The organism is Rhodococcus sp. B10, from assembly GCF_011770055.1.
GTDB lineage: Bacteria > Actinomycetota > Actinomycetes > Mycobacteriales > Mycobacteriaceae > Rhodococcoides > Rhodococcoides kyotonensis_B.
In genome coordinates this window covers 188941-210561 of record NZ_JAAFYV010000003.1, presented here as the reverse complement: position 1 = coordinate 210561, position 21621 = coordinate 188941, and the positions used below count along the sequence as shown (strand labels likewise).

Below are 21621 nucleotides of genomic sequence, written 5' to 3'. Positions count from 1 at the left end.
ATGCTAGGCCGACCCACCGACAAGTTCGGTGGACCGCTCGACCTACCTGGCTCTTCTCGCCACCCGCTGCGCGCCCGAACCGGCTCCCGAGGGGCGGGGCGGCGACGCGTCGAGGGCGACGGTAGCGTCCACCAAATGGACGAGCACCTCATGGTCATCGACGACCATTACACCGGCGCAGTGTCGCAGGAATCTGCCCCGCAACGGCGCACGATCACGGGTGGCACCATCACCAAGATTTCGGTCGGTCCGATGGACAACAACGCCTACCTCATCGTTTGTTCCGCGACGGGCCAGTCCCTGCTCATCGACGCAGCCAACGACGCGACCCGTTTGTCGCAGCTGATCGACGAGAACGCCCCCACCCTGGCGCTCATCGTCACGACTCACCAGCACGCCGACCACTGGCAGGCCTTGGAAGACATCGCCGGAGGCACCGCGTCGCCCACCGCCGCGCACAGCCTGGACGCCGAACCTCTGCCGGTCGCTCCCGATCGGCTGCTGGCCGACGGAGACACCGTCGAGGTGGGCGAACTCACTCTCGACGTCATTCATCTCAGTGGTCACACACCCGGATCGATCGCCCTCGCGCTGACCGATTCGAAGTCCGGTGTCACGCACCTGTTCACCGGCGACTCCCTGTTCCCGGGTGGCGTCGGCAAGACGTCCGACCCCGAGCACTTCACCTCCCTGCTGAACGACGTCAGCACGAAGTTGTTCGACGAATACGGCGACGACACCGTCGTCTATCCGGGCCACGGCAAGGACACGACGCTCGGCGCCGAGCGTCCGCACCTGGACGAATGGCGCCAGCGCGGCTGGTGAAACACGCTCGCGCTTGAAGTCCGGAACTCCCGGGTATGGATACGGTGGATCGACGCGGGTCGACGGGGGCGAGCTCCTGTCGGACGCGTCGTACATCGACGTTGTCCACGAACTACGCAGGAGGCTGTCAATGCTCGTCCGCCGAATCGCCCGTCCGCTGATGTCGACCATCTTCATCGCGGGAGGTATCGACGCGCTCCGGAATCCCGCTGGAAAAGCCAAGGCCGCGGCACCGTTGATCTCCCAGGGACAGGACGCGCTGCCGGACAGCGTCACCTCCAACGTTCCCGACGATCCCGAGACGCTGGTCCGCATCAACGGCGCGATCCAGGTCGGTGGAGGTTTGCTGCTCGCGACCGGCAAGGCGCCGCGTATCGCGTCGCTGGCTCTCGCCGGCAGCCTCGTTCCGACGACGGTCGCCGGTCACGCGTTCTGGAACGAGACCGACCCCGCGGCGAAGGCCGCTCAGCGCACCCAGTTCTTCAAGAACGTCAGCCTCCTCGGCGGACTTCTGATCGCCGCGGTCGACACCGAGGGCAAGCCGTCGCTCGCGTGGCGCGGCCGTCGTGCGGCTCGCAAGGCATCGGAGTCGATCTCGTCGGCACTCCCCGGCTCGCACGACACCGCCGACCGCCTCGGCACCGCATCCGATCGCGTCAAGGAACTCGCTTCGGTCGCGGCTGCTCGCAGTGCGAGCTTCGCAGATTCGGCGCAGCCGGTCGTCTCGCACTGGGCCGACGTCGCCGCCGAGAAGAGCTCGCAGTTCGCCGACACCGCGCAGCCGGTCGTCTCGCACTGGGCCGACGTCGCCGCCGAGAAGAGCTCGGAGCTCGCCGACACCGCGCAGCCCGTCCTGTCCCGATGGGCACACAAGGCAGCCGACCGTAGTTCCGAGATCGCCGAGGTCGCTCAGAAGCGCGGATCCAAGCTGGCCGACAAGGCGGCCGACCGCAGTTCGGAGCTCGCGGAGATTGCGCAGAAGCGCGGATCGAAGCTCGCCGACCGGGCGGCGGATCGCGGATCCGATCTGGCCGACCTCGCTCAGAAGCGCGGATCGACGCTGGCCGACAAGGCACAGAAGCGTGGCTCCGAGCTGGCCGAGCTGGCCCAGGACCGCGGCAGCAAGTGGGTCGACATCGCCGCCGACCGCACCGAGGGCCTCAGCAAGCGCGCACGCAAGCAGGCCGAGAAGCAGAGCCGCGATTTCGACAAAGCAACCGAGAAGGCTCGCGCGAAGCTGGAGAAGAAGGTCGAGAAGGCTCGCAAGGACCTCGACAAGCGCGTCCAGAAGTTCTCCAAGTAGCACCTCCAGATTCACCACCTGTTCGATCGGGCCCCGTCCTGAACTGCGGTTCTGCGGCGGGGCCCGTTCACGTCGTAGACTGCTTGGGCGAATTTCGCGCCATCGAATTCTTCTGCCGAACTCCCGAGGAGACCCTTTGCCGGACGACGGCCACACTTCCTCCGACCCCACGACTGTCACCGAGGAAGCACCGAGCGAGCAGGATCGTGAGCAGGCGTACGTCACGATGCTGTACGACCAGCTCGACGCACTGCGCAGGTACGCGCAGAATCGACTGAGCACCGTTCTTCTCGAAACCGGCGGCACCCCGCAGGCTCGAAGCGAACGAGAGTCGTTCAGTCAGCTCTACAACGACGACATCGCCAAGTACGACGCCGCCGAGAACGGTCTGTGCTTCGGCCGCATCGACCTGCAGCCGTCGGGCGACGACAACCCGGTCCGGTACATCGGCCGTGTCGGCATTCTCGACGAGGCCAACGACTACGAGACCCTCCTGCTGGACTGGCGTGCCCCGATGGCACGTCCGTTCTATCTCGCGACGACGGCGGCACCGGAGGATGTCGTCCGGCGCAGGCACATTCGCAGTCGGAGCCGACGCGTCACCTCCATCGCCGACGAGTACCTCGATCTCGCGGCCGCGAAAGATGCAGGCCTCGATGCGTCGGCCACCGGCGTCGCCGGCGAGAGCGCTCTGTTGTCGGCTCTCGACGCGGCCCGCACCGGGCACATGAACGACATCGTCGAGACCATCCAGAGCGAACAGGACGCGATCATCCGCTCCGAGCACCGCAGCGTTCTGGTGGTGCAGGGTGGTCCGGGTACCGGCAAGACCGCCGTCGCGCTGCACCGCGCCGCGTACCTTCTGTACACCTACCGACAGCAGCTCGCGAAGAGCGGTGTGCTGATCATCGGACCGAACGCCACGTTCCTCGACTACATCGGGCAGGTTCTCCCGTCGCTCGGTGAGACCGGTGTCCTGTTGTCGACGGTCGGAAACCTGTACCCGGGAGTGCGTGCGACGCTGGAGGATTCGATCACCGCGGCGCAGCTGAAGGGCTCGACCGACATGATCGCGGTGCTCACGAAAGCGGTGCGCGATCGCCAGGAGGTTCCGTCCGCGCCGAAACGCCTGCGTTTCGACACGTACGAGATCGTGCTCGACAAGAAGATCGTCACCCGCGCGCGAGGTCGCGCGCGATCGTCGCGGCGGCCGCACAATCTCGCACGTCCGCTGTTCGTCTCGTCCGTCATCGATCAGCTCGCGCAGCAGCTTGCAGACACGTTGGGCCAGAACCTCGTCGACGGCGGTAGCCTCCTCAGCCGCGACGACATCGCCGACATGCGCGACGAGATGCGCGACGACGCCGACGTGATGGCCGCGATCGACGAGTTGTGGCCGGATCTGTCCCCGCAGCAGGTGTTGTTGGAACTCTTCGCTTCCGAAGAACGGCTGGCATCCGCGGCCCCGAACCTCACCGACGACGAACGGCAGGCGCTGCTGCGCGTCGGCAGACGGTTCAGCACGGGCGACGCTCCCCTGCTCGACGAACTGGCCGAGCTTCTCGGCATCGACGACGCCGCCGAACGCGAGCGCGCAAACCGGCAGTGGCGCAATCAGATTGCGGACGCGCAGGGCGCACTGGACATCCTCACCGGTTCGGCACCGCAGGATCTCGAGGACGAACTCGACCCCGAGATCCTCATGGCCTACGACCTGATCGACGCCAGTCAGCTTGCGCAGCGCCAGGATTCGGGTGCTCGGCTGACCACCGCGGAGCGCGCGGCCGGCGACCGAACCTGGACGTACGGGCATGTCATCGTCGACGAAGCGCAGGAACTGTCGGACATGGCGTGGCGAATGGTCATGCGCCGGATACCGAATCGATGGATGACCCTCGTCGGCGACGTCGCGCAGACAGGCGACCCGGCCGGAACGACGTCGTGGAGCGAAGTACTGGAACCGTATGTCGCACAACGGTGGAAGCGTACGGAACTGACCGTCAACTACCGCACGCCGTCGGAAATCATGACGGTGGCGCGTGACGTGCTCGCCTCGATCGACCCCGTGCAGGCGGTTCCCCGCTCGGTCCGCGACTCGGGTCGGCATCCGTGGTCGCTGCACGTGAACCCCGACGACTTGACGGACGTCGTGAAGGCACGCGTCGACGAGCATCCGCGGCCAGGTCTGAGCGCCGTACTCGTACCGCACACGCTCGTCGACGCGTTCTCGTCCTTGAAGTCCGAGTACGTGACGGTGTCGACGGTGAAGGACGCGAAAGGCCTCGAGTTCGACTCGGTGCTCATCGTCGAACCCGCGGCCATCGTCACCGAATCACCACGTGGAATGGGTGACCTCTACGTCGCGCTGACCCGCGCGACCCAGCGCCTCGGCGTCGTCCACACGGAACCGTTGCCGGACGAACTCGCAGCGCTGCAGCCCTTCGACGCAGCCGTGTCCTGACACGAGAACGGCACGGGGAGCACACGCTCACCGTGCCGTTCACGGGCAGGACGTCAGCGAACGGTGTGCACGATCAGCACATCCGACGTCGACTTGCGGGCAGCGTCCGACGGAACGGATCCGAGCAGACGACCCGTCAACGAGTTCAGACCGCGGTTACCGACGACCAGCAGGTCGGCCTTCACGTCGTCGACCAACTGCAGCAGTGACTCGACGGGGGAACCGACGATGGCACGCTCCTCGATCGACTTGGCGCCCGCCTTCGTCGCATGCTCCCGTGCGGTGCGGAGAATGTCGTGAGTAGGAGCCGAACCGGTGATCTGGTAGGCGTCCTCGCGCAGGGCGTCGGCGGCCTGTGACGTCTCCTTCGGATCCGCCGGGTAGTAGGCGCAGGCGATGACGAGTTTCGCGTCGGCGTCACCTGCCAGTGCGGCAGCCTTCTCCACGGCCCGCAACGACGATTCGGAGCCATCGGTTCCGACGACTACGGTGCGGTAGGCACTCATTCATTCCTCCAGTTGTAGGTTGCGTCACATGCCGTGTGGCGCTTCGTTCCTGCTGTTTCGTGGTCTGTCACAGGCCCCGACGTGCAGGCCCCGCGATGTCTGCGATGACACTATCTGTATCCGGCTTTCCTGAGGCGAACTTCGCCGACAACACGAGTCGGTGGTCTCACCTAGATTGGTTTCATGCAGATCCCCCGGCCGCGACGGTCATCGAGGGCCGTCCTTCTCGCGGCCCTGACGATTGCCGCCGTGGTAGGCATTGCCGTCTTCTTCGTCGTACGCCCCTTCGACTCGGCACCGGACATCGCCACCCTCGACACGACGGTGACCGTACCGGAGAGCCCGGGCTCCCCCGAGTCCGTCGACCTCGACACGCGTCTCTACGTTCCCGAATCGACTCCCGCACCTGCAGTCCTTCTGGCGCACGGGTTCGGCGGCGACAAGTTCTCGGTCGACGGGCAGGCTCGCGCCCTCGCCGAGGACGGTTTCACCGTGTTGACCTACAGCGCACGCGGGTTCGGGACGAGCACCGGGACCATCTCTCTGAACGATCCGGACCGCGAAGTCGCCGACGGGCGGGCACTGATCGACTGGCTCGCCGACCGACCCGAGGTGCAACTGGACGGACCGGGAGACCCACGCGTCGGCGTCGCAGGGGGGTCGTACGGCGGCGCGCTCGCGCTGAGCGTCGGCGGCACCGACCCGCGCGTCGACGCGGTGGCGTCCGCCATCACCTGGAACGACTTGGGACAGGCGCTCTTTCCCAATTACGGCGTCACGTCCGACGCCGGTCGCGATGCTCTGGGTGCCATCACCACCCCGGCCGGGTCCGTGTACGGCGGGCCAGGAGTGCTCAAACGTGGCTGGGCCGGAGCGTTTTTCGGCGCGGGCAGCGCATCGGGTGCGTCCGACGACTCGTCCGCCACACCCCAGGAAGCGGCAGGCGGTGCACCCGGTTGTGGCCGCTTCGCGCCCGAATTCTGCGCAGCCTACGGCGAATCGGCTGTCACCGGTGTGCCGTCGCCCGAACTTCTCGCGCTGCTGACGGCTCACTCTCCCGCCGCGGTCGCGTCGAACATCACGGCACCAACGCTCCTCGTCCAAGGTGTGCAGGACACGTTGTTCGGCCTCGATCAGGCCGACGCCACCGCGCGTCAGATCGCCGACGCGGGAGGCGATGTCGAGGTGCGCTGGTTCGGCGGCGGCCACGACGCGGGCGGCACCAACGGCAGCGCCGACAACGCGATGAAGGACTTCCTCGACGAGCACCTTCGCGGCGAGTCGGATCCGGCGGCTGCGCCCTTCGCGTACACGCTCGAAGGGTCGGCGGCTGGGCAGCAGAGGTCGCGTGACCGGCGAATGACCGCGGCCGACTACCCCGGCTTGGCGTCGGATCAGCCGTCGTCCACCGAGGAGGTACCGGTTCCGCTGTCGCCGTCCGGTTCCGCCGATACGACGACCGGGGAACAGACGATCATCCGTCCACCGGGCGCATCCCCGTCGGCGATCTCGTCGGTCCCCGGCCTCGGTTCGGTCCTGTCGACGCTGACGGCGACCACCGCGGGAGCACAACTGGCAGCCGACATTCCCGGTCAATCGGCAACGTTCACCAGCGAACCGCTCACCGCCCCGCTGTCGGTGACGGGTGCATCGCGCGTGAACCTCCGAGTCGGCGCATTCGCCGGGCCGCAGGAAGCCGTTCTCTTCGTCAAGTTCTACGACGTCGGGCCGGACGGTCGAAGAACCCTTCCCGGAGGAGCGGTCGCGCCGATTCGGTTGCCCGACACGGTGAACGACGGGCCGATTCCGGTAACCGTGACACTGCCAGGCATCAGCTACGTGGTTCCGGAAGGGCATCGCGTCGAGGTCTCGGTGTCGACGACGGATCAGGCGTACGCCGTTCCGCTGCAGCCTGCCCAGTTCGTCGTCGCGCTCGACGATCCGGTGCTCACCGTGCCCATGGTCGACGGTGTCGCACGCGGGAACAGTTCGGTTCCGATCGCTCCGCTCGTCGGCATCGGGGCGATCGCGGTCGCCGTCGCGACTCTCGTTGCGATCAATGTGATTCGGTCGCGCCGTCGCCTCGTGGCCGAGGTCGACGAGTCGCTGGTCGACACTCCCCTCGTCATCACCGATCTGGCCAAGACCTACTCCAACGGCTTCAAAGCCGTCGACGGAGTCAGCTTCGCGATCCAGCAGGGACAGGTGCTGGGACTTCTCGGCCCCAATGGTGCGGGCAAGACGACGACGCTTCGCATGCTCATGGGGCTGATCACGCCGACGAGCGGTGAGATCAGAGTCTTCGGGCACAAGGTTTCCCCCGGCGCTCCTGTGCTGTCCCGACTGGGATCGTTCGTCGAGGGGTCCGGCTTCCTGCCGCACCTCAGCGGTATCGAGAATCTCCGTCTGTACTGGCAGGCGACCGGACGTCCGCTGGAAGAAGCGCACCTCGACGAGGCGCTGGAGATCGCCGACCTGGGCGCTGCCGTCGAACGCAAGGTCAAGTCCTACAGCCAGGGAATGCGACAGCGCCTCGCGATCGCCCAAGCGATGTTGGGGCTGCCGGATCTGATGGTTCTGGACGAACCGACCAACGGTCTCGACCCGCCGCAGATCCGAGCGATGCGGGACGTTCTGATCGACTACGCGCGCACGGGTCGAACGGTGCTCGTGTCGAGCCATCTGTTGGCCGAGGTCGAGCAGACGTGTACGCACGTCGTGGTGATGAACCGAGGTTCGGTGATCAGCACGGGAACCGTCAAGGAACTGACGGCCTCGGGCGGGCTGACGGACATTCGCGTCAGCGACCCCCAGCGCGGAGCCGAGGTGGTGGCCGAGACGGACCACACGCCCGAGGTGACCGACGACGGCACACTCCGCGTGGACCTGGGAACCACGGATCCCGGCGTCGTCGTCCGGGCCTTGGTGGATGCCGGACTCGACGTGCGCGGTGTCTCTCAGTCCACCCGGCTCGAGGACGTGTTCCTCGAACTCGTCCACGGTGACTCTCCCGCGAACGCGACTGCCGCGGTCACCGATTCCGAACCCGTGGCCTCGACGAAGGGCGACCGATGAGCACAACGCACACCGACGGGCGCGCCCCGGGGTATCAGGCGGGACGGACGCTGCCGTTCCGCACCGAGCTGCGACGCCAATTGGGCCGTCGGCGAACACAACTCGCCATCGGCTTCCTCGCGTTGCTCCCGGTGATCCTGGCGATCGCGTTCGCCATCGGGCGGTCGTCCGACGACGCGGACGCCGGCGGCCTGATCGAACTCGGCACACGCGGTGGCGTCAACTTCACCGTGTTCACCCTGTTCATGTCGGTCGGATTCCTGCTGATCGTCGTCGTCGCGCTGTTCTTCGGCGACTCGGTGGCCAGCGAGGCGTCGTGGTCGTCACTGCGGTACCTCCTCGCCATACCGGTACCGCGCACGCGTCTGCTGCTGCAGAAAGCGTTGGTGTCGGCCACGTTGTCGATCGTCGCGATCCTGGTGTTGGTGGCCGTGTCGTTGGCGTTGGGCACTGCGTTGTACGGCGCCGAACCCCTGGTGACGCCGTTCGGGGACGGTCTCCCGTACGTCGACGCTCTGGGCAGGCTCATGATCGCCATCGTGTACATCGCGGTGAACCTGCTGTGGGTCGCGGGGCTGGCGATGCTGCTGTCCGTGCTCACCGACGCACCTCTCGGAGCCGTCGGCGGGGCTGTGATGACGTCGATCCTGACGCAGATTCTCGACCAGATCACCGCGCTGGGATCGCTGCGCAACTACCTGCCCGGACACTACTTCAGCGCGTGGACCGACACGTTGTCGCCGACGATCGAATGGAACGACATGCTCGTCGGTGCGTTTTCGGCTCTCGCCTACGCAACCGTGTTCGGAATCGTCGCGTGGCGGCGCTTCTCCACCAAGGACATCACGAGCTGACACTCGTTCGTGCGCCGCTTCGTCGCGGCGCACGAACGAGTGTCACTTGCCGAAGACGCCGGGCGGGAACACACCTTGCTCGACGACGGCATCACGCCACGGCGTCGCGAGTTCGACGAGCCTCGCCGCGCCGTCCTCACCCAATGCCGCCCACGGCGCGAGAGCCAGATCGTCGGTGATGTCCTCGACGACGGTACGCAGATCGTGGCCATGTTCGGTGAGGGTCCCGTTCGAATCCAGGATCTCTCGGTCCCGCAGTGCGTCGACGCCGTCGTTCCACTGTTCCTCGGACCAGCCACGACGTTTCCGAGCGAACTCCTTCTCGAAGCCCTTGCCCGTCGCCGTGTGCGAGATCAGCGCCTCGATTCCGTTCAGCCCCGCTGTCTGCAGGGCTGCGATGTGGCCGTCGCCGCGATACTCCCGCAGCAGCGTCAACGCGTGCCACAGTCGAAGGTGCGGAACCTCCGGCCACTCGAGCTCCGCGTACGCGGAGTACAGCGGCCGGCCGTCGTTGCCGGGGATCTGGCTCGCGGCGATGGATGCCAGTTCGGCCGCCTCTGCCATCTCGGCCGAACGCAGTACCTCAGCTCCCAACAGACGCTCGTACGCGGCGTCGAGAGTTCTGTACCGGATCTCGATGATCTTCTCCGGCGACAGCACCGACCAGGCGGCCGGGACCAACGGCTCGATCAGTTCCCGGTTGAAGCTGTAGAACGTCGCCGTGACGACGCCTGCACCGACCGGACCGAGGGGCGCCGCTCGGCCGGCGAAGTAGGGTGCCCGACCCTCCAAGCCCGCTTCGGTCAGCGCGTCCTGGGTTTCGGGGACGAAGTAGGTGAGCGAATGAAGAAGTTCGAGTGCGCGTGCACTCCGGCCTGCGTTCGATGCGTCCATTCCTGAACCGTATCGAACGCCGATGCCGCTACTTCAGTCCCGCCGCGTCCATTCCGCGCAGCTCCTTCTTGAGATCCTGGATCTCGTCGCGCAAGCGTCCCGCCAGTTCGAATTGCAGTTCACGAGCAGCGTTCATCATCTGGTCGGTGAGGTTCTTGACGAGCTCGGCGAGCTCGGCGCGCGGCATGGATTTCACGTCCTGACCCTCGTACACGCCGGAACTGACTGCTGCGCGGCCCTTCTCGCCCTGCGCGCGACGGCCACGGCTGGCGTTACGTCCCGAACCACCGATCTCGACGGACTCTGCCGTGTCGTCGGCCTCTTCGTAGACCTGGTCGAGGATGTCGGCGATCTTCTTGCGCAGCGGCTGCGGGTCGACGCCCTTCTCCTTGTTGTATGCGATCTGCTTCTCGCGTCGGCGCTCGGTTTCCTCGATGGCGTACTTCATCGAGTCGGTCATCTTGTCCGCGTACATGTGGACCTCGCCGGACACGTTACGAGCTGCACGACCGATGGTCTGAATCAAGCTCGTGCCGCTGCGGAGGAAGCCCTCCTTGTCGGCGTCCAGGATGGCGACGAGAGAGACCTCGGGTAGGTCGAGACCCTCACGCAGCAGGTTGATGCCGACGAGCACGTCGTACTCACCGAGACGTAGTTGGCGCAGCAGCTCGACGCGGCGCAACGTGTCGATGTCCGAATGCAGATACCGGACTCGAATGCCCAGTTCGAGCAGGTAGTCGGTGAGGTCCTCGGACATCTTCTTCGTCAGCGTGGTGACCAGAACGCGCTCGTCCTTCTCGGTACGTTCGCGGATCTCGTGCACGAGGTCGTCGATCTGCCCCTTGGTCGGCTTGACGACGACCTTCGGATCGACGAGACCGGTCGGGCGAATGACCTGTTCGACGAACTCACCGCCCGTCTGACCCAGCTCGTATTTGCCGGGCGTCGCGGACAGGTAGACGGTTTGTCCGATCCGCTGCGTGAACTCCTCCCACGTCAGCGGCCGGTTGTCGGTGGCCGACGGCAGGCGGAAGCCGAACTCCACCAGGTTGCGCTTGCGGGACATGTCCCCCTCGTACATCGCACCGATCTGCGGCACGGTGACGTGCGACTCGTCGATGACCAGGAGGAAGTCCTCGGGGAAGTAGTCGATGAGCGTGGCCGGAGCGCTGCCTGGGCCACGCCCGTCGATGTGACGCGAGTAGTTCTCGATGCCGGAGCAGAACCCGACCTGCTTGATCATCTCCAGGTCGTACTCGGTGCGCATGCGCAGGCGCTGCGCTTCGAGGAGTTTGCCCTTGCCCTCCAGTTCCGCGAGCCGTTCTTCGAGCTCTGCCTCGATGTTCTTGACGGCCTTCTCCATGCGCTCGGGACCCGCGACGTAGTGCGTCGCCGGGAAGATGCGCACGGAATCGACCTGGCGCACGATGTCACCGGTCAGAGGATGCAGGTAGTACAGCGCCTCGATCTCGTCGCCGAAGAACTCGATGCGAACCGCCAGCTCCTCGTACGACGGGATGATCTCGACGGTGTCACCTCGGACGCGGAACGACCCACGGGTGAACGACATGTCGTTGCGGGTGTACTGGACGTCGACCAGAAGCCGCAGCAGGGCATCGCGTGGAACCTCGACGTTCACTTCCAGATGGATCGAACGGTCGACGTACGACTGCGGCGTACCGAGACCGTAGATGCACGACACCGATGCGACCACGACGACGTCGCGTCGGGACAGCAGATGTGCCGTTGCCGAGTGGCGGAGGCGCTCGACGTCGTCGTTGATCGACGAGTCCTTCTCGATGTACGTATCGGTCTGCGCGATGTACGCCTCGGGTTGGTAGTAGTCGTAGTACGACACGAAGTACTCGACCGCGTTGTTGGGCAGCATGTCACGCAACTCGTTGGCCAACTGTGCTGCGAGGGTCTTGTTGGGTGCCATGACCAGCGTCGGACGTTGCATCCGCTCGATGAGCCACGCCGTCGTCGCGGACTTACCCGTGCCGGTGGCACCGAGCAGAACCACGTCTTTCTCGTCGGCCTTGAGGCGGCGTTCGAGATCGGCGATGGCGGTGGGCTGGTCGCCTGCCGGCTTGTGTTCGCTGACGACCTCGAACGCAGGACCCGTCCGCTCGATGTCGCCTACCGGACGGAACTCGGAGTGAGCCACCACGGGATGTTCGGATGCAAACGCCATGCTTCCAGGGTAGACGCGACCACCGACAGATTCCCCGCGCGAAGACAGGTACCTTGATCACCCATGGACGCCCCCGCCTCCGCGCCCCACTCCCACGTCCATTCTCCCAAGGTCGAGTACTTCGACGTTCCGGGCCTGACCAACACGGACCCCAAGGGTTTCGTACGCCCGGTCGACGAATACCGCGTCGAACCGTGGGGTCTGTACATGGCCCGACCGTCGGATCACGCGCAGTTCGACTATCTGCAGTCGTGGCTGCTCCCCGACCTCGGGCTGCGCGCGTCGATCTTCCACTACGTCGCGGGCCACCGGCGGGATCAGAACTACTACGTCGACGTCGGCGAGTTCGTGGCCGGGAACGTCTGGACGTCCACCGACCACTACCTCGATGTCGTCGTGCGTACCGGGCGAGGGTTCGATCTCCTCGACGTCGACGAGCTTCTGGACGCTCGTTGCGCCGGACTGCTCGACGGCGCAACGTCCGAGCGCGCGATGCACCGGGCAGTCACAGCGGTCGACGGGCTGGCCCGCTTCGACTACGACCTCGACGCGTGGCTCGCCTCACTGGGAATGCCGACGACCTGGCGACCGTACGACTGACGCTCAGGCCTTCCAACCGGTCTCCTCGGCCCACGTCCACGCGCGCGTGTAGGCGCCGTCGAACCACGGCGCCTTGACGCTCTCGTACTTGTCGACCGCGTCCGCCGGGTCGTCGACCTCGGCTGCGGCTGCCTGGGCCGTGCGCTTGACGGCACCGTATTCGGCGGCCGCGTCGGCGTCCGCGCGCAGCCAGTCGCGGAACACGAGGGCGAATTGCTGTGCGGGCCAACCGTCGACCCTGATGTGCACCGTGGCCGGTCGTCCCGGGTCCGCGCTACCGTGAATTCGCTTGCCCCACACGGCCGGATCGGCTTCTCCCCCGATGCCGTACCCGGGCTCGGGATCGTCGAACGTGATCGCCTCGATACGCGGAAAACCGATGCGCCGCAACGACTCCGCGAGCGAATCCGCGTCGTCCAGGGTGGCGACGGTGATCTGGATGTCGAGCACGTCGCGGGCGTCGAGACCTGGGACAGCGGTCGATCCGATGTGATCGATTCTCGCAGCGGCACTTCCACACACCAGCGCGAGTCGCGCCACGAGACGCTCGGCCTGCGCCCCCCATGTCGGATCGGCGTCGACGAGCACGGGCGGTGTGGCGACGGTGACGCCGTCGCGAATGTTCTTCTCGAACGGCACGAGTCGGTCGCTCCACAGCGCGCGAACATTCGCCTCGATCGCTCCCATCGCACCGCTGTTGTCGATCCAGATGTCGGCGGCGGCACGACGATCGTCGTCCGACGCCTGTGCCGCGATCCGAGCGCGCGCGTCGTCCTCGGGCATGTTTCGTTGGTGCACGAGCCGATGGACCCGCTCCTCCGCGTCGACGTAGACGACGGCGACGAGTTGGAACAACGCGCCCATCTTGCCTTCGACCAACAAGGGGATGTCCTGGACGACGATCGCATCCTGCGGCGCACCGTCGACGAGTTCCGCGGTGCGCGCACCCACGAGCGGATGGACGATCGAGTTCAGGGTCGCGCGCGTTTCGTCGGTGGCAAATGCCTTCGACGCCAAGGCCGGCCGGTCCAACGCGCCGTCGGGCAACAGGATGTCGTCGCCGAAGGCCTCGACCAGTTTCGCGAGTCCGGGAGTGCCGGGTTCGACGACTTCCCGCGCGATCACGTCGGCGTCGACGATCACTCCGCCCAACTCGGACAGAATCTTCGACACGGTGGACTTTCCAGCTCCGATGCCTCCGGTGAGGCCCAGTCTCAACATGGTGACCAGTCTGTCATCGAACACGCCGGAGCACACCGGCCCCAAATACACCAGGTTTACCGATCGGTCCGTTATCTTCGTCGTGCGAGATAAGTATTTGCCGACCCGCTGCTAGCGAAAAGGATGTTCGATGCGAAGCAATCAGATCCACCAGGGTCGGCACCGTCTCGGCATGGAGTCGGGAGTTCACGTCATTCTGATTCCCGAAGTTGCCTTGGCGTTGGCCGATCATCGGCGTAACTGGTTCACCACCCTGCTCAGTCCGGCACGCCACAGCTTCGCTTCGATGCGCAAGCGGACCGCCGTCGCTCAGTGGAGCCCCGCCGTCGCAGGTTGAGCCGACCGTCGAATACGACGATGGACCCGAATCCTCACGGATCGGGTCCATTTTTGTGTGTGCAACCGCGTGAATGCGCCATAGATACGACTGGACAACTTCAGCGGTCCATTCATGCGTCGCCGGCATCGGCATCGGCATCGGACAGACGAAAGCCCCGGCTCTCCGAAGAGAACCGGGGCTTCCCAGCGTCACACCCTTACCGGGCGAGCGTCTGTTATCAGGCGTTGCCCGACAGCTTCTCGCGCAGCGCAGCGAGCTGAGCGTCGCTGGCCAGCGATCCACCGGACGATGCCGGAGCGGATGCTGCAGCAGCATCGCCTTCGGAGTCCGACTGACCCGACTCGGAGGAGTAGTTGGTGTTGGCGGCTTCTGCAGCCTCGTCCTTCGCCGTCTTCTCCATCTGAGCGGTGTGCATCTTGTGGCGACGCTCCGCCTCGGCGTAGCGGCCTTCCCACTCTTCACGCTGCTTCTCGTAGCCTTCGAGCCATTCGTTGGTCTCGGAGTCGAAGCCCTCGGGGAAGATGTAGTTGCCCTGCTCGTCGTACGAGTCGGCCATGCCGTACTTGGACGGATCGAACTCTTCCGCGTAGTCCTCGTTGGCCTGCTTGAGGCTCAGCGAGATACGACGACGCTCGAGATCGATGTCGATGACCTTGACGAGTGCGTCGTCGCCGACACCCACGACCTGGTCCGGAACCTCCACGTGGCGCTCGGCCAGCTCGGAGATGTGCACGAGGCCCTCGATGCCCTCTTCGACGCGAACGAACGCACCGAACGGAACGAGCTTGGTGACCTTACCGGGAACGATCTGGCCGATCGCATGCGTGCGAGCGAACTGACGCCACGGATCTTCCTGAGTTGCCTTGAGCGACAGCGAAACACGCTCGCGGTCCAGGTCGACGTCGAGAACCTCGACGGTGACCTCGGTGCCGACCTCGACAACCTCGGAGGGGTGGTCGATGTGCTTCCAGGACAGCTCGGACACGTGAACGAGTCCGTCGACGCCGCCCAGGTCCACGAATGCACCGAAGTTGACGATGGAGGACACGAAGCCCTTGCGGACCTGTCCCTTCTGCAGCTGGTGCAGGAACTCGCTGCGCACCTCGGACTGCGTCTGCTCGAGCCATGCACGGCGCGACAGGACCACGTTGTTGCGGTTCTTGTCGAGCTCGATGATCTTGGCTTCGATCTCCTTGCCGACGTACGGCTGGAGGTCGCGAACGCGACGCATCTCGACGAGCGATGCGGGCAGGAAGCCACGCAGACCGATGTCGAGGATGAGGCCACCCTTGACGACCTCGATGACGGTGCCCTTGACGGCCTCGTCCTTCTCCTTGAGCTCTTCGATCGTGCCCCAGGCGCGCTCGTACTGCGCACGCTTCTTGGACAGGATCAGGCGGCCTTCCTTGTCCTCCTTGGTGAGAACGAGAGCTTCGACCTCATCGCCGACGGAGACGACCTCGTTGGGGTCGACGTCGTGCTTGATGGAGAGCTCACGGGAAGGGATGACGCCTTCGGTCTTGTAACCGATGTCGAGCAGAACCTCGTCACGATCGACCTTGACGATGGTGCCTTCGACGATGTCACCATCGTTGAAGTACTTGATCGTGGCGTCGATTGCGGCGAGAAAATCCTCTGCGGAGCCGATGTCGTTGACGGCTACCTGCGGCGAGGTTGTGGTTGAGGGCATGTGTTGAGTTGCTCCGGACGGGTTGGGTATCGGTTGATGGATGTTCGGTCGGACGGTGAAGCTGATGAAGAACGAGCAGAGCCGGTACCGAAGTACCGGACGACGGTGTACAACAACGAGCACACCGATTTCGTTCCGCCACACGACGAGCGAGCGTCACCCACGGAAGACAACCCGATGAGCGACAGACCCTTCGATCCCGCGCAGCACGAACACACTCGCGCTCCATAGGGTACGCGATCGCGTCACAGCTGGGCAAACCTGGCGGGGGCCGTCGCAAACCTGGCAGGGGCCGTCGCAAACCTGGCGGGGCCTTGGTTCGACTAACGTGACCATGCGTGACCGACAGTCTTCACTCCTCACCCACACCCCAGCCACCTGGTACACCGGGTCGCGCCCGGCTGTCGTCCGCCGCCAGCGATCGAGCCAGCCGTTCGTGGTGGGATTCCGACGCCGACGAGTATCACCGAACACACGGTGAATTCTTGGGGGTGAGCACCGAACGCGGGGAATTCGTGTGGTGCCCCGAAGGCCTGCACGAAGGCGACGCACACCTGCTGGGCGACGTGGCCGACAAGGACGTTCTCGAAGTGGGCTGCGGGTCGGCACCGTGCTCGCGATGGCTCGGCAGCCAGGGAGCTCGCGCAGTGGGACTGGACATCTCGGGCGGCATGCTCCGTAAGGGCTTGGAGTCGATGGCAGTCGGCGGTGACCGTGTTCCGCTGATCCAGGCAAGTGCCGAATCCCTGCCGTTCGCCGACGAGAGTTTCGACATCGTCTGTTCCGCGTTCGGGGCGGTTCCCTTCGTCGCCGACTCCGCGAACGTGATGGTCGAAATCGCCCGCGTCCTACGGCCCGGCGGGAGCTGGGTGTTCGCCGTCAACCACCCGATGCGGTGGATCTTTCCCGACGACCCGGGACCCGCGGGGCTGACCGCGACGATTCCGTACTTCGATCGCACGCCCTACGTCGAATTCGACGACGAGGGGACGCCCACGTACGTCGAACACCATCGGACGATCGGCGATCGGGTACGCGAGATAGTCGCCGCAGGCATGGAACTGCGGGACATCGTCGAACCGGACTGGCCGGAGTGGCTGGACCGCGAGTGGGGTCAGTGGAGTCCACTACGCGGCCAGCTCTTCCCCGGCACGGCGATCTTCAGCTGCGTGAAGCCTCGCTAGAGCAATTTCGACAGGAACGCTTTGGTGCGCTCGTGCTGCGGATTCGCCAGCAGCGACCGCGGCTCCCCCGATTCGACGACGACACCCTGATCCATGAAGACCAGCTGATCGGCAACCTCGCGAGCGAATCCCATCTCGTGGGTGACGACGACCATCGTCATGCCGTCCTTGGCGAGCTCGCGCATCACTCCGAGGACCTCACCGACGAGCTCCGGATCGAGCGCGGACGTCGGCTCGTCGAACAACATGAGCTTCGGATCCATGGCAAGTGCTCGCGCGATCGCGACACGCTGCTGCTGGCCACCGGACAGCTGCGCCGGATAGGCCGTCGCCTTGTCGGCGAGACCGACACGGTCGAGCAACTCCTTCGCCCGTGTGACGGCGTCGGACTTCTTCATCTTCTTCACCTGGGTCGGCGCCTCGATGACGTTCTCGAGAGCCGTTCGGTGCGGGAAGAGATTGAAGTGTTGGAACACCATCCCGATGTCGCGACGCTGTTTCGCAGCTTGCTTGGGGTGCAGCTCGTAGAGCTTGCCGCCCTTCTCCTGATAGCCGACCAGCTCGCCGTCGACGTACAGCCGACCGGCGTTGACCTGCTCGAGGTGGTTGATGCAGCGAAGGAACGTCGACTTGCCGGAGCCCGACGGTCCGACGAGGCAGAGCACCTGGCCGCGGTCGATCTCGAGCGAGATGCCCTTGAGTACCTTCAGCGCCCCGAAATTCTTGTGGACGCGGTCGGCCTTGATCATCGGAGACATCAGATGCCCTTGTTGTCGTGGGTACGTGCGTCCACGGCCTGCGCGTCGGCGAGGGCCCGAAGCTGACGACCGGTCAGCTGTCGTGACGCACCCTTGGAGTAGTACCGCTCCAGATAGAACTGCCCGACCATGAGAATGCTCGTGATCACGAGGTACCAGGTGGCAGCGACCAACAGCAGCGGAATGGGCTCGAAGTTCGCCCCGGAGATGTCCCTGGCACGGCCGTAGACCTCTCCGGTGAACGGCACCGCGACGACGAGGGACGTCGTCTTCAGCATGCTGATGACTTCGTTGCCGGTCGGCGGAATGATGACGCGCATCGCCTGCGGCAACACCGTACGACGCATCGTCTGCGGCCACGACATACCCAGCGCGACGGAGGCCTCCATCTGCCCTTCGCCGACGGAGTTGATACCGGCCCGAACGATCTCGGCCATGTACGCGGCTTCGTTCAGGGCCAACCCGATGACCGCGAACCAGAACGCGTTGTAGATGGCCTGCAGATCGAACTCGGCGAACTGGACGGTGAACGGAATGCCCAGTGCCACGTTCTTGTAGATCGACGGAATCAATCCCCAGAACACGAGCTGCACGTACACCGGCGTGCCACGAAAGATCCACAAGTAGATCCAGGCGGCGCTGCGCAGCACGGGGTTCGGCGACAACCGCATGACCGCGAGCAGCACGCCGAGAAGAATGGCGGCGATCATCGAGTACACGGTCAATTGCAGCGTGTTCCACACGCCCTCGCCGATTCGGCTGTCGAACAGATAACGCCCGTACGTCCCCCAGCCGTACGCCGGGTTGGTCGCGGCGCCGTAGGCGAACAGCCCGAACAGCACGACGACCACCACCGCGGCGATCCAGCGTCCGGGATGCCGCAGCGGGATCGCTTTGATGGGCTCGGGCTCGGTGCCCGTGCTCAACGAGGCGGAGTCGGACACACCGAACCCTTCCGTCGGACGACGTCGTCTGACACCGACATCAGCTCACTGCGCCGTTGATCTGCGACTGCTCGATCACGCCTGCCTCGACGCCCCAGTTCTCGGCGATGGTCTGGTACTGACCGTTGTCGATCAGGTGTTGGACCGCCTGCTGCAGCGTCGCGGCGAGGGGCGAACCCTTGGCGACCGGGTAGCCGTACGGCGCGGAATCGAACACCTCACCGGCAGGTTCGAGCTTGTCGCCGGTCTGCTTGATGGCGTACGCCGTCACGGGCGAGTCCGCCGACATCGCGTCGACTCGTCCGAGAACCAGCGCCTGCGCTGCATCGTCCTGGCTGTCGAACTTGACGATCTCGATCGCAGGCTTGCCTGCCGCGACACATGCTTCGCTCTTCGCGGGAACTTCTTCCTGATCCTGGATGGTCGTGGTCTGCACGGCGACCTTCAGACCACACGCGTTCGCCGGATCCACGCTGCCGCCGGACTGCTGCGCCCACTGCGTGCCCGCGTTGAAGTAGGTCGCGAAGTCGACCGTCGCCTCGCGCTCCTTGGTGTCGGTGAACGACGACATTCCGACGTCGTAGGTTCCGGCCTGGATCGACGGGATGATGCGGTCGAAGTCCGCTTCCTCGTACTGCGCCGTCACGCCGAGGACGCCGGCGACGGCATTCATCAGGTCGACGTCGAAGCCGATGATCTTGCCCGACGCATCTTTGAATTCGTTGGGCGAGTACGGCACGTTGACGCCCACGACCAACGTGCCCGAGTCGACGTTCTTCTGCGGGAGCGTCGCCGCGATGTCGTCGACCTTGTCGACCTCGACGGCAGTGGTCTCCTCCGCGGCGGGGGCACCCCCGTCCTCGGTGTTCTGGGCACATGCGGTGAGCATCAGCGCGCCTGCGCCGGACAGTGCGATCAGAAGCCGAGCCGGCTTCGAGAAAGATCGTGTAACCACGAGAGGTCCTCCAAGAGTCGAAACGACACCACCATCTCTCGGTGCTGCCAGACGTTGAACGTACGCGACCGAATGCCACGTTGCCGCACCGGTAACCGAACAGTAATGCCGCGTGTCCAGTCGAAGACGGAATTTCCCCGTACGCGAGTTCGAAACCGTGACGGCTCAGGTCCTGAGTGTTCTCGCAACGACGGTTTCGGTGAATTCGCTGGTCGATGCGCGTCCGCCGAGGTCCGCGGTCGCGACTCCCGACTCGAGTGCACCGGTGACGGCGTGCCGAATCCGCAGTGCGGCACGCGCGCACTTCTGGCCGTGCCCGTGGACGGCGAGCCAGTCGAGCATCATCGCGGCCGACAGGAACAGCGCGGTGGGGTTGGCACGGTTCTTGCCCGCTATGTCGGGCGCAGATCCGTGGGCTGCCTGGGCCATCGCCTTCGCCTCGGAGGTGTTCAACGACGGCGCCATGCCCAGCGACCCGGACAGCTCCCCGGCCAGATCGGACAGAATGTCGCCGAACATGTTCTCCGCGACGATCACGTCGAAATCCTGACCGCGTCGGACGAGATGGGCAGTCAGCGCGTCGACGTGTTCCTGATCGACGGTGACGTCGGGAAACTCCTGCGCGACGGACGTGCACACGTCGCGGAACAGACCTGTCGTCAGCGACAGCACGTTGGTCTTGTGCACGATGGTGACGTTCTTCCGTCGAGAGCGGGCGAGCGTGAACGCCTCCCGCGCGATGCGCTCGCACGCGGTTCGGGTGAAGACACCGACCGCGAGTGCGACATCCGGGGTCGGCATGAACTCGCCTCCGCCGACGTGCATGTTCCGGTCCGCGTAGAACCCCTCGGTGTTCTCACGGACCACGACGAGATCCATGTTCGGCGAGACCGCCCGTACACCGGGGTGGGCCACCGCAGGCCGAATGTTCGCGAACAGGTCGAACGTCTTTCGAACGACACCGCCAGGTGTGAGCTGCGACCGGAACGGCTCCGGGTACGACGCGCTGTCGTGTGGGCCCAGGATCCAGGCGGGCAGCGTCGCCAGCTCGTCGAGCGTCGACTGCGGGACGGGCGAGCCGTGTGCGTCGATGGCGTCGCGACCGAGGGCGAGTTCGACCCACTCGATCGAGAGATGCTCGGCCTGGGCCGCGGCGTCGACGACGCGCACCGTCGCCGGCACGATTTCGTGCCCGATCCCGTCGCCGACCATCGACCCGATTCGAACCGTGTGTACCTGGCTGTCAGTCATGTCAGTCATCATGGCTGACATGGTGCAGTCGGTAGAACTCCTCCTCGACGACGAGCTCGACGACGCGGTCCGGCGCGAGTGGCAACTGCTGTTCGACGCCGGTCTGCCCAGTCAGGCGCGGCACCGAGGCGCGTCGAATCGTCCGCACGTCACCCTCGCGGTCGCCGACGACTTCACGGACCTGGATGCGCGAATCGGGACCCTGCCCGTTCCACTGTTTCCGATCCGGCTCGGGCCTCTGGTCGTGTTCCGCGGGCGGCACGCAACGCTCGCCCGTCTGGTGATCCCGTCCGCCGAACTGCTCGACGCGCACACCGCCGTCGCGTCGCTGGTCGGCACCGCGCGAGGCGTCAGGCCCCACACCGCGCCTGGACACTGGACGCCCCACGTCACGCTTGCTCGCCGAATGACCGACGACGAGCTGGGGTCGGCCATCGAACTACTGCATTCGGAACCGGGCATTCTCGTCGGCGAGACCTCAGCGCTTCGGCGGTGGGACGGCGACGGCAAGGTCGAATGGCTCGTCGGCCACGCGGCTCAAAACCCGTAGTCGCCGAACTGACTCT

18 protein-coding genes are annotated in these 21621 nt (G+C 65.5%); 9 read left to right on the top strand and 9 right to left on the bottom strand.

Features of this window, described 5'->3' with window-relative positions:
• The first annotated feature begins 135 nt into the window (after window positions 1-135).
• The 3 genes from RhoFasB10_RS03445 to RhoFasB10_RS03435 all read left to right on the top strand — a co-directional run bounded on the left by RhoFasB10_RS03445 (window position 136) and on the right by RhoFasB10_RS03435 (window position 4589).
• Entirely contained in the window at window positions 136-825 is a 690-nt protein-coding gene (locus RhoFasB10_RS03445; protein WP_068420857.1) for an MBL fold metallo-hydrolase, read from the top strand.
• Window positions 826-955: 130 nt separating this feature from the next.
• The gene (locus tag RhoFasB10_RS03440) at window positions 956-2128 is read left to right on the top strand and encodes a DoxX family protein (RefSeq protein WP_068420983.1); all 1173 of its coding nucleotides are present in this window, start codon (window positions 956-958) and stop codon (window positions 2126-2128) included.
• Window positions 2129-2354: 226 nt separating this feature from the next.
• Complete coding sequence (locus RhoFasB10_RS03435) at window positions 2355-4589, top strand: ATP-binding domain-containing protein (RefSeq protein WP_157105201.1); 2235 nt, start codon at window positions 2355-2357, stop codon at window positions 4587-4589.
• A 53-nt stretch (window positions 4590-4642) separates the two neighbouring features.
• Here RhoFasB10_RS03435 and RhoFasB10_RS03430 read toward each other — a convergent pair whose 3' ends face one another.
• Window positions 4643-5095 carry a universal stress protein gene (locus RhoFasB10_RS03430; RefSeq protein ID WP_068420853.1) on the bottom strand — a complete coding sequence of 151 codons (453 nt, stop codon included), beginning with the start codon at window positions 5093-5095 and terminating at the stop codon, window positions 4643-4645.
• Between the two features lie 183 nt (window positions 5096-5278).
• Between RhoFasB10_RS03430 and RhoFasB10_RS03425 the strand changes: the two genes are divergently transcribed.
• Both RhoFasB10_RS03425 and RhoFasB10_RS03420 read left to right on the top strand, forming a co-directional pair.
• On the top strand, window positions 5279-8170 hold the full coding sequence (locus RhoFasB10_RS03425) for an alpha/beta fold hydrolase (protein WP_068420851.1): 2892 nt from the start codon (window positions 5279-5281) through the stop codon (window positions 8168-8170).
• Window positions 8167-9024, top strand: coding sequence for an ABC transporter permease subunit (locus RhoFasB10_RS03420; protein ID WP_068420849.1), 858 nt, complete (start codon window positions 8167-8169; stop codon window positions 9022-9024). The genes RhoFasB10_RS03425 and RhoFasB10_RS03420 overlap by 4 nt, the downstream gene beginning before the upstream one ends.
• A 42-nt stretch (window positions 9025-9066) precedes the next feature.
• Here the strand turns inward: RhoFasB10_RS03420 and RhoFasB10_RS03415 are convergent, their stop codons facing one another.
• Together RhoFasB10_RS03415 and uvrB are read right to left on the bottom strand one after the other, a co-directional pair.
• The gene (locus RhoFasB10_RS03415) at window positions 9067-9918 is read right to left on the bottom strand and encodes a hypothetical protein (RefSeq protein WP_068420847.1); all 852 of its coding nucleotides are present in this window, start codon (window positions 9916-9918) and stop codon (window positions 9067-9069) included.
• Between the two features lie 28 nt (window positions 9919-9946).
• Window positions 9947-12112 (bottom strand): excinuclease ABC subunit UvrB, encoded by a 2166-nt coding sequence (uvrB, locus tag RhoFasB10_RS03410; RefSeq protein WP_068420845.1) that lies wholly within the window; start codon window positions 12110-12112, stop codon window positions 9947-9949.
• Window positions 12113-12175: 63 nt separating this feature from the next.
• Here uvrB and RhoFasB10_RS03405 point away from each other — a divergent pair, with 63 nt between their 5' ends.
• Window positions 12176-12712, top strand: a complete 537-nt coding sequence (locus RhoFasB10_RS03405) for a DUF402 domain-containing protein (RefSeq protein ID WP_068420843.1) — start codon at window positions 12176-12178, stop codon at window positions 12710-12712.
• Window positions 12713-12715: 3 nt separating this feature from the next.
• On the opposite strand, the gene coaE is transcribed toward RhoFasB10_RS03405, so the two are convergent.
• Window positions 12716-13933, bottom strand: a complete 1218-nt coding sequence (gene coaE / locus RhoFasB10_RS03400) for a dephospho-CoA kinase (RefSeq protein WP_068420982.1) — start codon at window positions 13931-13933, stop codon at window positions 12716-12718.
• A 130-nt stretch (window positions 13934-14063) separates the two neighbouring features.
• Here coaE and RhoFasB10_RS03395 point away from each other — a divergent pair, with 130 nt between their 5' ends.
• Window positions 14064-14270 carry a hypothetical protein gene (locus RhoFasB10_RS03395; RefSeq protein WP_068420840.1) on the top strand — a complete coding sequence of 69 codons (207 nt, stop codon included), beginning with the start codon at window positions 14064-14066 and terminating at the stop codon, window positions 14268-14270.
• A 220-nt stretch (window positions 14271-14490) separates the two neighbouring features.
• On the opposite strand, the gene rpsA is transcribed toward RhoFasB10_RS03395, so the two are convergent.
• Entirely contained in the window at window positions 14491-15963 is a 1473-nt protein-coding gene (gene rpsA, locus RhoFasB10_RS03390; protein WP_068420838.1) for a 30S ribosomal protein S1, read from the bottom strand.
• A 338-nt stretch (window positions 15964-16301) separates the two neighbouring features.
• Here rpsA and RhoFasB10_RS03385 point away from each other — a divergent pair, with 338 nt between their 5' ends.
• Window positions 16302-17147, top strand: coding sequence for a class I SAM-dependent methyltransferase (locus RhoFasB10_RS03385; protein WP_068420835.1), 846 nt, complete (start codon window positions 16302-16304; stop codon window positions 17145-17147).
• Here the strand turns inward: RhoFasB10_RS03385 and RhoFasB10_RS03380 are convergent.
• The 4 genes from RhoFasB10_RS03380 to RhoFasB10_RS03365 all read right to left on the bottom strand — a co-directional run bounded on the left by RhoFasB10_RS03380 (window position 17144) and on the right by RhoFasB10_RS03365 (window position 21076).
• Complete coding sequence (locus tag RhoFasB10_RS03380; protein WP_068420833.1) at window positions 17144-17905, bottom strand: amino acid ABC transporter ATP-binding protein; 762 nt, start codon at window positions 17903-17905, stop codon at window positions 17144-17146. The genes RhoFasB10_RS03385 and RhoFasB10_RS03380 overlap by 4 nt on opposite strands.
• Window positions 17905-18849: an amino acid ABC transporter permease gene (locus RhoFasB10_RS03375; protein WP_068420831.1), complete on the bottom strand. Its 945-nt coding sequence runs from the start codon at window positions 18847-18849 to the stop codon at window positions 17905-17907. The genes RhoFasB10_RS03380 and RhoFasB10_RS03375 overlap by 1 nt, the downstream gene beginning before the upstream one ends.
• A 40-nt stretch (window positions 18850-18889) precedes the next feature.
• Window positions 18890-19738 carry an ABC transporter substrate-binding protein gene (locus RhoFasB10_RS03370; protein WP_068420981.1) on the bottom strand — a complete coding sequence of 283 codons (849 nt, stop codon included), beginning with the start codon at window positions 19736-19738 and terminating at the stop codon, window positions 18890-18892.
• Between the two features lie 231 nt (window positions 19739-19969).
• Window positions 19970-21076: an isocitrate/isopropylmalate dehydrogenase family protein gene (locus RhoFasB10_RS03365; RefSeq protein ID WP_157105192.1), complete on the bottom strand. Its 1107-nt coding sequence runs from the start codon at window positions 21074-21076 to the stop codon at window positions 19970-19972.
• On the opposite strand from RhoFasB10_RS03365, the gene RhoFasB10_RS03360 reads away from it, so the two are divergent.
• Entirely contained in the window at window positions 21075-21605 is a 531-nt protein-coding gene (locus RhoFasB10_RS03360; protein WP_068420980.1) for a 2'-5' RNA ligase family protein, read from the top strand. The genes RhoFasB10_RS03365 and RhoFasB10_RS03360 overlap by 2 nt on opposite strands.
• Window positions 21606-21621 lie beyond the last annotated feature (16 nt).

Coding starts and splice junctions, on each gene's coding strand:
- RhoFasB10_RS03445 (WP_068420857.1), top strand. CDS start 136: ATGGACGAGCACCTCATGGTCATCGACGACCATTACACCGGCGCAGTG.
- RhoFasB10_RS03440 (WP_068420983.1), top strand. CDS start 956: ATGCTCGTCCGCCGAATCGCCCGTCCGCTGATGTCGACCATCTTCATC.
- RhoFasB10_RS03435 (WP_157105201.1), top strand. CDS start 2,355: ATGCTGTACGACCAGCTCGACGCACTGCGCAGGTACGCGCAGAATCGA.
- RhoFasB10_RS03430 (WP_068420853.1), bottom strand. CDS start 5,095: ATGAGTGCCTACCGCACCGTAGTCGTCGGAACCGATGGCTCCGAATCG.
- RhoFasB10_RS03425 (WP_068420851.1), top strand. CDS start 5,279: ATGCAGATCCCCCGGCCGCGACGGTCATCGAGGGCCGTCCTTCTCGCG.
- RhoFasB10_RS03420 (WP_068420849.1), top strand. CDS start 8,167: ATGAGCACAACGCACACCGACGGGCGCGCCCCGGGGTATCAGGCGGGA.
- RhoFasB10_RS03415 (WP_068420847.1), bottom strand. CDS start 9,918: ATGGACGCATCGAACGCAGGCCGGAGTGCACGCGCACTCGAACTTCTT.
- uvrB (WP_068420845.1), bottom strand. CDS start 12,112: ATGGCGTTTGCATCCGAACATCCCGTGGTGGCTCACTCCGAGTTCCGT.
- RhoFasB10_RS03405 (WP_068420843.1), top strand. CDS start 12,176: ATGGACGCCCCCGCCTCCGCGCCCCACTCCCACGTCCATTCTCCCAAG.
- coaE (WP_068420982.1), bottom strand. CDS start 13,933: ATGTTGAGACTGGGCCTCACCGGAGGCATCGGAGCTGGAAAGTCCACC.
- RhoFasB10_RS03395 (WP_068420840.1), top strand. CDS start 14,064: ATGCGAAGCAATCAGATCCACCAGGGTCGGCACCGTCTCGGCATGGAG.
- rpsA (WP_068420838.1), bottom strand. CDS start 15,963: ATGCCCTCAACCACAACCTCGCCGCAGGTAGCCGTCAACGACATCGGC.
- RhoFasB10_RS03380 (WP_068420833.1), bottom strand. CDS start 17,905: ATGTCTCCGATGATCAAGGCCGACCGCGTCCACAAGAATTTCGGGGCG.
- RhoFasB10_RS03370 (WP_068420981.1), bottom strand. CDS start 19,738: ATGCTCACCGCATGTGCCCAGAACACCGAGGACGGGGGTGCCCCCGCC.
- RhoFasB10_RS03360 (WP_068420980.1), top strand. CDS start 21,075: ATGGTGCAGTCGGTAGAACTCCTCCTCGACGACGAGCTCGACGACGCG.
- RhoFasB10_RS03365 (WP_157105192.1), bottom strand. CDS start 21,076: ATGTCAGCCATGATGACTGACATGACTGACAGCCAGGTACACACGGTT.